Source organism: Pseudomonas sp. F9001, from assembly GCF_013385435.1.
GTDB lineage: Bacteria > Pseudomonadota > Gammaproteobacteria > Pseudomonadales > Pseudomonadaceae > Aquipseudomonas.
Map to the genome: position 1 here is coordinate 24,338 of NZ_JACAPX010000046.1, position 10,103 is coordinate 34,440.

The 10,103-nt window shown below is 63.2% G+C and carries 10 protein-coding genes; 3 read left to right on the forward strand and 7 right to left on the reverse strand.

Translation table 11 applies throughout. The features are described from left to right. Positions 1-25 precede the first annotated feature (25 nt). Positions 26-1,033, forward strand: coding sequence for an NADP-dependent oxidoreductase (locus HX818_RS29055; protein WP_177021216.1), 1,008 nt, complete (start codon positions 26-28; stop codon positions 1,031-1,033). Between the two features lie 155 nt (positions 1,034-1,188). Here the strand turns inward: HX818_RS29055 and pyrF are convergent, their stop codons facing one another. Next, positions 1,189-1,887, reverse strand: a complete 699-nt coding sequence (gene pyrF, locus HX818_RS29060) for an orotidine-5'-phosphate decarboxylase (RefSeq protein ID WP_003217180.1) — start codon at positions 1,885-1,887, stop codon at positions 1,189-1,191. 290 nt (positions 1,888-2,177) lie between these two features. Between pyrF and HX818_RS29065 the strand changes: the two genes are divergently transcribed. Both HX818_RS29065 and HX818_RS29070 read left to right on the forward strand, forming a co-directional pair. Continuing rightward, positions 2,178-2,942 (forward strand): response regulator, encoded by a 765-nt coding sequence (locus tag HX818_RS29065; protein ID WP_032898726.1) that lies wholly within the window; start codon positions 2,178-2,180, stop codon positions 2,940-2,942. Continuing rightward, positions 2,942-3,979, forward strand: a complete 1,038-nt coding sequence (locus HX818_RS29070) for a cell wall metabolism sensor histidine kinase WalK (protein ID WP_003217175.1) — start codon at positions 2,942-2,944, stop codon at positions 3,977-3,979. Before HX818_RS29065 ends, HX818_RS29070 begins: the two co-directional genes overlap by 1 nt. Before the next feature lie 28 nt (positions 3,980-4,007). Here HX818_RS29070 and HX818_RS29075 read toward each other — a convergent pair whose 3' ends face one another. From HX818_RS29075 to HX818_RS29100, 6 genes are all read right to left on the reverse strand, one after another. Beyond that, positions 4,008-5,072 (reverse strand): AI-2E family transporter, encoded by a 1,065-nt coding sequence (locus tag HX818_RS29075; protein ID WP_003217173.1) that lies wholly within the window; start codon positions 5,070-5,072, stop codon positions 4,008-4,010. A 73-nt stretch (positions 5,073-5,145) separates the two neighbouring features. After that, entirely contained in the window at positions 5,146-5,964 is an 819-nt protein-coding gene (locus HX818_RS29080) for a DUF4892 domain-containing protein (RefSeq protein ID WP_177021217.1), read from the reverse strand. A gap of 102 nt (positions 5,965-6,066) precedes the next feature. Beyond that, positions 6,067-6,921, reverse strand: coding sequence for an alpha/beta hydrolase (locus HX818_RS29085; protein ID WP_087695368.1), 855 nt, complete (start codon positions 6,919-6,921; stop codon positions 6,067-6,069). Beyond that, positions 6,918-7,727, reverse strand: a complete 810-nt coding sequence (locus tag HX818_RS29090; RefSeq protein WP_177021218.1) for an alpha/beta fold hydrolase — start codon at positions 7,725-7,727, stop codon at positions 6,918-6,920. The genes HX818_RS29085 and HX818_RS29090 overlap by 4 nt, the downstream gene beginning before the upstream one ends. 98 nt (positions 7,728-7,825) lie before the next feature. Next, positions 7,826-8,269 (reverse strand): hotdog fold thioesterase, encoded by a 444-nt coding sequence (locus HX818_RS29095; protein WP_003217165.1) that lies wholly within the window; start codon positions 8,267-8,269, stop codon positions 7,826-7,828. A 31-nt stretch (positions 8,270-8,300) separates the two neighbouring features. Next, positions 8,301-9,968 carry an AMP-binding protein gene (locus HX818_RS29100; protein ID WP_102369643.1) on the reverse strand — a complete coding sequence of 556 codons (1,668 nt, stop codon included), beginning with the start codon at positions 9,966-9,968 and terminating at the stop codon, positions 8,301-8,303. Positions 9,969-10,103 lie beyond the last annotated feature (135 nt).

Below are 10,103 nucleotides of genomic sequence, written 5' to 3' on the forward strand. Positions count from 1 at the left end.
GGTCCACTTCTCAAGAGTCGCTGCCATGACTGCCCAGACCAACCGCCAATTCCTGCTCGCCAAACGCCCGGTCGGCGCGGCCACGCGGGACACCTTCACTTACCAGGAAGTGCCGGTGGGTAAACCCCAGGACGGCCAGGTGCTGGTGCACAACGAATACCTGTCCCTGGACCCGGCCATGCGTGGCTGGATGAACGAGGGCAAATCCTACATTCCACCGGTGGGTATCGGCGAAGTCATGCGCGCCTTGGGCGTAGGCAAGGTGATCGCGTCGAACAACCCGAAATTTGCCGTGGGCGACTACGTCAACGGTGCCTTGGGTGTGCAGGATTACTTCCTCGGTGAGCCGCGGGGTTTCTACAAGGTCGATCCGAAACTGGCGCCGTTGCCGCGTTATCTGTCGGCGCTGGGGATGACCGGCATGACCGCTTACTTCGCCCTGCTGGACACCGGCGCGCCCAAGGCCGGCGAGACCGTGGTGATCTCCGGCGCGGCAGGCGCGGTGGGCAGCATTGCCGGGCAGATTGCCAAGATTAAAGGCTGCCGCGTGGTAGGCATCGCTGGCGGCGCCGACAAATGCAGGTTCCTGGTGGATGAACTGGGTTTTGATGCAGCCATCGACTACAAGAACGAAGACGTGCATGCCGGCCTCAAGCGCGAGTGCCCGAAAGGTGTGGACGTGTATTTCGATAACGTCGGCGGGGACATTCTCGATGCCGTGCTCAGCGGCCTGGCATTGAAAGCCCGCGTAGTGATCTGCGGCGCCATCAGCCAGTACAACAACAAGGAAGCTGTCAAAGGGCCGGCCAACTACCTGTCACTGCTGGTCAATCGTGCGCGCATGGAAGGGTTTGTGGTGATGGACCACGCGGCGAATTTTGCCGCTGCCGGGCAGGAAATGGCCGGCTGGATGGCTCAGGGCAAGCTCAAGAGCAAGGAAGATATAGTCGAGGGGCTGGAGACGTTCCCGGAAACGCTGATGAAACTGTTCAACGGTGAGAACTTTGGGAAGTTGGTGTTGAAGGTCAACTGACACACCGCAGAACCAAATGTGGGAGCGGCGGTGCGACGGTTCGACTTGCTCGCGAAGGCGGTGTGACAGTCAATGCATAAGGTGACTGCTCTACCGCCTTCGCGAGCAAGCCCGCTCCCACATTTTTTTACCGTGCCCGCTTCAGGTCGGGTAGGTCAGGCAATCTCGGCAACTACCGCTGCCAGCGCCTTGGCCGGGTCGGCCGCCTGGCTGATCGGGCGACCGATCACCAGGTAATCGGAACCGGCATCCAGGGCCTGGCGCGGGGTCAGGATGCGACGCTGGTCGTCCTGGGCGCTGCCCGCCGGGCGAATCCCCGGGGTCACCAGTTGCAGCGCCGGGTGGGCGGTCTTCAGCGCCTGGGCTTCCAGCGCCGAGCACACCAGGCCGTCCAGGCCAGCCTTTTGCGCCAGGGCCGCGAGGCGCAGCACTTGTTCCTGTGGCTCGATGTCCAGGCCGATGCCGGCCAGGTCTTCACGCTCCATGCTGGTCAGCACGGTCACGCCAATCAGCAGTGGCTTGGGGCCGCTGCGCTGATCGAGCACTTCACGGCACGCAGCCATCATGCGCAAGCCGCCGGAGCAGTGCACGTTGACCATCCACACGCCCATTTCGGCGGCGGCCTTGACCGCCATCGCGGTGGTGTTGGGGATATCGTGGAATTTCAGGTCGAGGAACACCTCGAACCCTTTGTCACGCAAGGTGCCGACAATTTCGGCGGCACAACTGGTGAACAGTTCCTTGCCAACCTTGACCCGGCAAAGCTTGGGGTCCAACTGGTCAGCCAGCTTCAGTGCGGCGTCACGAGTGGGGTAATCCAGGGCGACGATGATAGGAGTCTGGCAGGCGGACATTGGAATGGGCTCTCAGGCAAGTCGAAATCGGCGCGGATTGTAGCGCAAGCAGCGGGTTTGCGGGATCCGATGATCGGTAATTCGCGATTTAGCCGCCAGATTGCGGGCTCCCGGGCAATTGTGTCGAAACAGATACATTCCCGACATGCCTGCAATACCCCCGAAGATTAGCCTCGCACACGTGAACCATCGTACAGAACTTCCAGCCCCGGGGCTGGGCGCCTATGCTGAACGCAACAACCTCTCCGCCGAACTTCGGCCCGGCGGCCAACCAGGTAGATGATCGCACCATGCAAACCCTGACTCCTGTGCTGAATGACGATCAAAAAGCCTCGCTTGTCGGTGAAGACAAACGCTGGAATACCCGCGCACTGATTGTCGACGACGACGTGCCGATCCGCGAACTGCTGATCGATTACCTGGCACGCTTCAACATTCTCGCCAGCGGCGTGACCGATGGCGCGGCCATGCGCCAGGCCATGCAAGCCGAGACCTTCGACGTGGTGGTGCTCGACCTGATGCTGCCGGGCGAAGACGGCCTGTCGCTGTGCCGCTGGCTGCGGGCGGAATCGGACATCCCGATCCTGATGCTCACCGCCCGCTGCGAACCTACCGACCGCATTATCGGCCTGGAACTGGGGGCCGACGACTACATGTCCAAGCCCTTCGAGCCCCGTGAACTGGTAGCGCGCATCCAGACCATCCTGCGCCGGGTGCGGGATGACCGCACCGAGCAGCGGGCGAATATCCGCTTCGACAACTGGCGCCTCAACAGCGTGCTGCGCCAGCTGGTGGCCGACGACGGGCTGGTGGTGCCGCTGTCCAACGCCGAATTCCGTTTGCTGTGGGTGTTTATCGAGCGCCCGCGCCGGGTACTGAGCCGTGAACAATTGCTGGACGCGGCCCGGGGTCGCTCCATCGAGGCCTTTGATCGCAGTATTGACCTGCTGGTCTCGCGCCTGCGCCAGAAGCTGGGGGACGACCCCAAGGCCCCGCAGTTGATCAAGACCGTACGCGGTGAAGGCTACCTGTTCGACGCCCGAGATATCGGCTGATGCGCAACGCCTTCAACACCCTGTTCGGGCGGCTGTTCGGCGTGTTGCTGGTGGCGATTGTGCTGGCCCACGCGCTGGCATTCTTCTGGTTTCACCATTATGGCCCGCCGCCCCCTCCGCCCCACGAGACCTTCATCGAGCAACCGGACGGCAGCCTGACGCCAATGCCCAAGGAGCATCGCCGTCCCTGGTTCGGCGGGCCTGTGGTACCGCTGACCTTCCAGTTTATCTCGCTGATCATTGCCGCCTGGTACGGCGCCAAGCTGCTCAGCCGGCCAATCCAGCGCCTGAGCGCCGCGGCCGAGCGCCTGAGCCTGGACCTCGACAGCCCACCGCTGAACGAGTCCGGCCCACGGGAGGCGCGGCAAGCGGCATCGACCTTCAACCTGATGCAAAAGCGCATCCGCGAACAGGTCACCCAGCGTGCCCGCATGCTGGGCGCCGTGTCCCACGACCTGCGCACGCCGCTGTCACGGCTCAAGCTGCGCCTGGAACAGATCGAAGACACCAAGCTGCAGGGCCAGATGCGCCAGGACCTGGACGACATGATCGGCATGCTCGACGCCACCCTGAGCTACCTGCACGAGCAGCGCACCAGCGAAACCCGGCATTGGCTGGATGTGCAGGCGCTGGTGGAGTCCCTGAGTGAAAACGCCCAGGACCGTGGCTCCGATGTGCAATGCAGTGGTGAGTGCGCGCCGCTGCAAGTGCAACCGATGGCCCTGCGTTCGTGCCTGAACAACCTGATCGACAACGCCCTGCGGTACGCCGGCACCGCGCGCATCGAACTCGCGGACACTCCGCAGGCGCTGGTGGTGAAGGTAATCGACCACGGCCCGGGCATTGCGGCGGATAAACGCGAGGCGGTGTTTGAACCGTTTTATCGTCTGGAAGGCTCGCGCAACCGCAATTCCGGTGGCGTGGGGTTAGGCATGACGATTTCCAAGGAAGCCGTGGAACGCCTCGGTGGACGGCTGAGCCTGGAGGAAACTCCGGGCGGCGGCCTTACCGCCGTAATGTGGCTGCCAAGGGCGTAGGAATGGTTCCTGCGCCTTGCAGGAACCATTACTGCCCGGTTTTATCTTCCCGCCGCACCTGAGCCTGGGTGGCACTCCAGTCGGTCAACAAGCTATACGCCACCGCCAGCAATGTCGGGCCGATAAACAGGCCGATAAAGCCGAACGCAATCAACCCGCCAAACACCCCCAGCAACACGATCACCAGCGGCAGGTTGCCGCCACGGCTGATCAGGTAGGGCTTGAGCACGTTGTCGACGCCGCTGATGATGAACGTGCCCCATACACCGAGGAACACCGCATAGGTGTAGTCGCCCTTCCAGGCGAGCCAGGCGGTGGCCGGAATCCAGATCAGCGGCGGGCCCATCGGAATCAGGCTGAGCAGGAACGTCACGATCCCCAGCACCAAAGCCCCCGGAACACCGGCAATCCAGAAGCCGATCAGCGCCAGCAAGGCCTGGGCGGCAGCGGTGCCGATCACACCGTTGACCACCCGCTGCACCGTACCCGCGACCAGTTCGATGTAATAACCCGCCCGGTCGCCGATCAACCGCTCCAGCAAGCGATGCACAAACATCGCCAGGCGCGGCCCGTCACGGTAGAAAAAGAACACGAACACCAGGCTCAGTGTCAGTTCCAGGATGCCGCCGCCGATCTGCGCACTGCGGGCCAGCAACCAGTTGCCGACCTGTCCCAGGTACGGTTTCAACGTGACCATCAGTGCCGCGCCCTGCTGGTCGATGCTGTCCCACATCGCCACCAATCGTTCGCCGACAAAGGGAATGGAACCGAGCCAGGTGGGCGCCGCAGGCAAGCCATCCACCTGGATATCCTTGATCAGGCCCACGGCATCGCGCACATGGTCGGCGAGGTTGAACCCCAGCCAAACCAGCGGCAACGCCACCAATAGCATCCAGACCAGGGTCAGGATCCCGGCGGCCAGCGATTCGCGACCGCCCAGCCAGCGGGTGAGCAAGCGCATCACCGGCCAACTGGCAAACGCCAGTACCGCGCCCCAGAACAGCGCCGACCAGAAAGGCGCCATCACCCAGAAGCTGGCACCAAACAACACCAGCAGCAGGATCTGCACCAGCAGGCGATCGTTATTGAGCATGTGGTTTCTCGAAAAGAAGTCTGTAAGAGGAAGAGCTTAGGCGAACGGCGCGGGTCCGTTCGCCCTGGAACGGTCAGCGTATCAGATGCAGGTGCAAACCCTTGGCTTCAGTGGTGCCGGTTTCCAGGCGCGCCGCACGTACGCCCTGATCGATCAAGCCCTGACGCCATGCCTCGGCGGTGGGCCCGGTCAAACTGACCCGCAACGTGGCATCCAGGTTCAATCCGCGGGAAATAAGGGTGAGCCAGGTGGCGTCAGGTTCGGCGCCCAGCTGGGGGAAATCCAGCTCGCCGGTGCTTTTCAGTTCCCGCAGCAGCGTAGCGGAGGTCGGCAGCAAATCGCCCAGCGGTGCGCTGGCGTCCATCTGCTCCACGTGCAGGTACGCCCGTCGATTGCCCCGGGTGATGCCGTACAACGCGACCAGGGAGTTGTCCTGCGGGGCCGCCAGGCGCAGCAGCAGGTATTCCTGCTGGCCGTCGGCGCCCACCAGCTTGGCATTGCCGAACACTTCATTGGCCCACAGGCTGCTTTCGCCGCAGTCACGGGCCTGGCACCAGAACAGCAGTTGCGCGCCCTGGGCCTGCAAGGCTTCACGGGTGGCGGTAAAGGCGGCGCTGGAGGTGTGCTCGGCAGGCAGTTCGTAGGTGATGGCAGTGGCTTGGCCGCGGGCGGTGGCCTGGCCTTCATAGCGCAGCTGGCCGCTGATCTTGCGGATCGAGCCCAGCGGGTAGATACGTTCTTTCTCTTCGGCGGGACGGTAGTCGACGATCTGCGCGTCGACCTGACGGGCCACGGCGGGCAAGTCCTGGCTACCCGGTACGTCGGCGGCAAACACCAGCGGGCTGAAACAGCACAGCCCCAGAACACGGAAAAATCCCTTCGGCATACTCATCGGATCGGCGCGCCCTGGCCATTGGGGTGCGCTGCGGTGTTGAGATCGTTCATGGTTGACTCCCTTTCGATCCGCCCAGCCTCGGCAGTTGACCCCGCCAAGTCAAGGCGTGGAGAAAAACCGATTGAAACAGTCTGCAACAAGGGTAGCGCCTGGCTCGTCATTCAGGTGCAAATGATGGCCACCGGGCAAGGTAGTCACCTGGAACGGAAGCCCGGAAAGCAATTCGGAATGTTTCGCCAACATGCCGTCTTCGGCGACCACCAACTGTGTCGGACAGCCGACTCGGCGCACGAAGGCCATCGCCTGTTCTTCTGTCAGGCGCATGGGGGAGGCCAGGGTCAGGCGGCTGTCGCTGCGCCAGGTGTAACCACCCGGCACGGGCATCAAGCCACGCTGGGCCAGCAGTTCGGCGGCTTCACGACTGACTGCCACCACGCCTTTCATCCGCGCTTCCACCGCGCGATCAAGGGTGCTGTACACCGGCTTGCGCTTGTCCTGCAGGTTCATTTGCGCCTGCAACGCCATGCCGAGGCGTTCGGCGGCGTTGTCTGCGGTGCCGGTCGGCGGGATCACGCCATCAATCAATCCCAGGTGCGTCACCCGCTCCGGCAAGGCGCCGGCCAACACCAGGGAAACGATGGCGCCGAGGGAGTGGCCAAGTAATGCAAAACGTTTCCACCCGAGTTGTTCGGCGACTTGCAGCACGTCGTGGACGTAATCCCACAGGGAATAACCGGCGCCAACGGGTCGATGGGCCGAGTGACCATGGCCGGCCATGTCCAGCGCAACGATGCGCAGGCCATCGAGTTTCGGTGCCAGCCGGGCGAAGCTGTTGGCGTTGTCCAGCCAGCCATGCAGGGCAATCACCGGCAGGCCATCTTCAGGGCCGAACAGATGCGCCGCCAACTCGATGTGCGGCAGCGCCAGGCGGACTTCTTCGACGGGCGCAGTCATGCGCAACTGCGCTCGCGCTGGCGAGCTTCCCAACGGGCAAACAGGTTCTTGATCAAAGTGGCGGTGTCCTGTGGGCGTTCAAGGGGAAACATGTGGCCGCCGGGCATGGTCAGCATTTCGCCCATGGGCATGCGCCCCACGCCGCTGGCATGGTGACGCATCACCACCCGGCTCTGGCGACCACGCACCACCGCCAGCGGCACTTTCAGTTGCCGGGCCTGGCCGGGGCTGGTGTGGGGTACGCCGCGGTAGATGCTGATTTCGGTGGCCGGATCAAAGCGCAGGCGCAGGCGATCACCCACCGACTCCAGGCCGTGTTGCAGGTAGGCATCAAAACAGTCGGGATCAAAGCCGCGAAACAAGGTCTTGCCAGCGAAGTACTGGCGCGCAGCCGCCAGGTCGGCGAACTCTTCACGACGGCCCAGGGTGCGCCCCGCCGGGGTCAGCCGGTCGATAAAACCGAAGCGCTTGGCCGCGCGGATCACCCAGCGATCCGCCAGGGTCAGCACCGGGGAATCCAGCATCACCACCCCGCGATACAACTGCGGGCAACGCATGGCCGCGTGCAAGTGCAGCACGCCACCCAACGAATGGCCCACGCCCCACACCGGCTCGGGTTGTTGCTCAAGGTGGTGGATCAGTTCGTCCACCAGGTTCTGCCAATTGTCATCCACTGGAAACCGGGGGTCGTGACCGTGCTGCGGCAAATGCGCGACGGCGTACTCCGGGGCCAGGGCGGCAAACAATTTGCCGTAGGTCGCCGAAGGAAAGCCATTGGCGTGAGCGAAAAACACGTGCTGCGACATACCTGATCCATCATCGTAAACAGAGTGTTGATTCTCCCCAGACCGGGCAGTCACGGCAATGACTGTAACTGCCAGGAGTGATGACACTCACGCCACGCCTATCGGGCCGGCGGCGTCTCGCCCAGCGGCACCACGGCCATGGTCAGGCGCGACACGCAGCTGGCCTTGCCTTCATCGCTGGTCAGGCGGATGTCCCACACGTGGGTGGTGCGCCCGATATGAATCGGCTTGGCCACCGCCGTCACCCGCCCGCTGCGCAAGCCGCGCAGGTGGTTGGCGTTGATTTCCAGGCCCACGCAATAGAACTTGCTGGCGTCGATGCACAGGTAACTGGCCATGGAGCCCACGGTTTCCGCGAGTACCACCGACGCGCCGCCGTGCAGCAGGCCGTAGGGTTGATGGGTGCGGTGGTCGATCACCATGCTGGCCGTCAGGGACTCGTCGTCAAAACGTTCAAAGCGGATATCCAGTACTTCACCGATGGTGTTTTTCTGAATCGCATTCAGTTGCTCGATATTCGGTTGGGTGCGCCACAGGCTCATTGATCGGTCCTTATTGGTTTTATGTCAGTGCTCAATCCTGCCACAGCACGGCTTCGGAGCGCTCGCTCCAGGCCAGGAACTGCGACCCGTAGGCTGATTCAATCACGTTGCGCTTGATCTTCAAGGTCGGCGTGAGAAAACCGTTTTCCACCGCCCAACTGTCTTTCACCACCACCAGTTGGCGCAAGCGCTCATGTTTATCCAGCACCTGGTTGACCTCTTCCAGCAAGCGTTCAAGGCTGCCCTGCAAAGCCTGGCGCCCAGCGCCTGCGGCATCTTGCAGGCCCACGGCAGATAACACGCACAGGCCCATGGGCGCACTCAAGCCATCGCCCACCACGCACACCTGCTCGATGCGTGCATGTTCGGCCAGGCGGTTTTCAATCGGCGCCGGGGCCACGTATTTGCCTTTGCTGGTCTTGAAGATTTCCTTGAGCCGCCCGGTCAGCCGCAGGCGGCCATCGGTGCCCTGCTCGCCCTTGTCGCCGGTGCGCAGGAAGCCGTCGGCGGTGAGGGTCTCGGCAGTTTTTGCCGGGTCCTTGTAATAACCGAGCATGGTCGCGCCGCTGCGTACCTGGACTTCGCCGTCGTCACCGATGCGCACTTCGACGTCCGGGCATGGCGGGCCTATCCAGCCGAGTTTCTGCTGGCCGGGGCGGCACACGTGGGAGTAGCCGCAGCTTTCGGTCATGCCATAGACCTCCAGCACATCCAGGCCCAGCCGGCGATACCAGACCAACAGTGCTTCGGGCACGGGGGCTGCACCGGAGATCGCCACGCGCACAGCGTCCAGGCCCAACCCGGCGAGCACTTTGTGGCCGACCCGTTTGCCGATGAAGGGCAAGCGCAGCAAGGTATCGAGGCGGCTTGCGGGGATTTTGCTATAGACGCCCATCTGGAATTTGGTCCAGATCCGCGGTACGCCGAACAGCGCTGTTGGCCTCGCCCGTTTGAGGTCTGTCAGAAAAGTGTCGAGGCTCTCGGCGAAAAATACTGTCTGTCCGGTGTAGATCGAGGCCATCTCCACGAACATGCGTTCGGCGACGTGGCACAGCGGCAGGTAGGACAGCAGGCGGTCGCCCTCCCCCAGGCCGAACAGTTCAGTGCCGCGGATGGCCGCGAAGGCCAGCGCGCCGAAGCTGTGCATCACGCCCTTGGGCAGGCCGGTGGTGCCGGAGGTGTAGATGATGGTGGCTAGATCGGATGCTGCGGGCGCGGGGTTGTCCTGAATGGGTGAGCAGGCTTGCAGGTCGGCCCAGGTGAAATCGAATTCGCCATCGGGGCACAGCGGCAGGCTGATGGTGGGCAGGTCGGCCTTTACTCCGGCGGACATGGCGGGCCAGTCGTCCAGTTTGCCGATGAATGCCAGTGCGGCTTCGGAATGCTCGAGTACGTGGGCGACGGAGTCGGCGGTGAGGTTGGGGTAGAGCGGGACCGAGACGTGGCCGGCCATCCAGATGGCGAGGTCGGCGATGATCCAGTGGGCGCAGTTTTTCGAGATCAGGGCGATGTGGGAGCCCTGGGGCAGGTCGCGGGCTCGCAGCCAGTGGGCGGCGCAGCGGGCCTGGTGACCGGCTTCGGCCCAGGTGAGGGTTTGGACCTCGCCGCCTTTGATGGGCTGAACCAGGAATCGTTGCCGTGGGTGGCGGGCTTCGCGGTCGAAGAAGACTTGCAGCGGCAAACGAATAGCGACAGACATGGACGCGCTCCTTTGTGTTCCGATGGTAGCCAACCAAGCACTTGCTTGGCTGACTATTTCATGGGAGCGCGGGGGGTGCAAGTTCTGCTGTTTTTGGGGGCATATCCGTTATTCAGGTAACGGCCGCTTATGGTT

Bases quoted from the DNA above. Each gene is read 5' to 3' on its own strand.
- HX818_RS29055 (WP_177021216.1), top strand. From the start codon at position 26: ATGACTGCCCAGACCAACCGCCAATTCCTGCTCGCCAAACGCCCGGTC.
- pyrF (WP_003217180.1), bottom strand. From the start codon at position 1,887: ATGTCCGCCTGCCAGACTCCTATCATCGTCGCCCTGGATTACCCCACT.
- HX818_RS29065 (WP_032898726.1), top strand. From the start codon at position 2,178: ATGCAAACCCTGACTCCTGTGCTGAATGACGATCAAAAAGCCTCGCTT.
- HX818_RS29070 (WP_003217175.1), top strand. From the start codon at position 2,942: ATGCGCAACGCCTTCAACACCCTGTTCGGGCGGCTGTTCGGCGTGTTG.
- HX818_RS29075 (WP_003217173.1), bottom strand. From the start codon at position 5,072: ATGCTCAATAACGATCGCCTGCTGGTGCAGATCCTGCTGCTGGTGTTG.
- HX818_RS29080 (WP_177021217.1), bottom strand. From the start codon at position 5,964: ATGAGTATGCCGAAGGGATTTTTCCGTGTTCTGGGGCTGTGCTGTTTC.
- HX818_RS29085 (WP_087695368.1), bottom strand. From the start codon at position 6,921: ATGACTGCGCCCGTCGAAGAAGTCCGCCTGGCGCTGCCGCACATCGAG.
- HX818_RS29090 (WP_177021218.1), bottom strand. From the start codon at position 7,727: ATGTCGCAGCACGTGTTTTTCGCTCACGCCAATGGCTTTCCTTCGGCG.
- HX818_RS29095 (WP_003217165.1), bottom strand. From the start codon at position 8,269: ATGAGCCTGTGGCGCACCCAACCGAATATCGAGCAACTGAATGCGATT.
- HX818_RS29100 (WP_102369643.1), bottom strand. From the start codon at position 9,968: ATGTCTGTCGCTATTCGTTTGCCGCTGCAAGTCTTCTTCGACCGCGAA.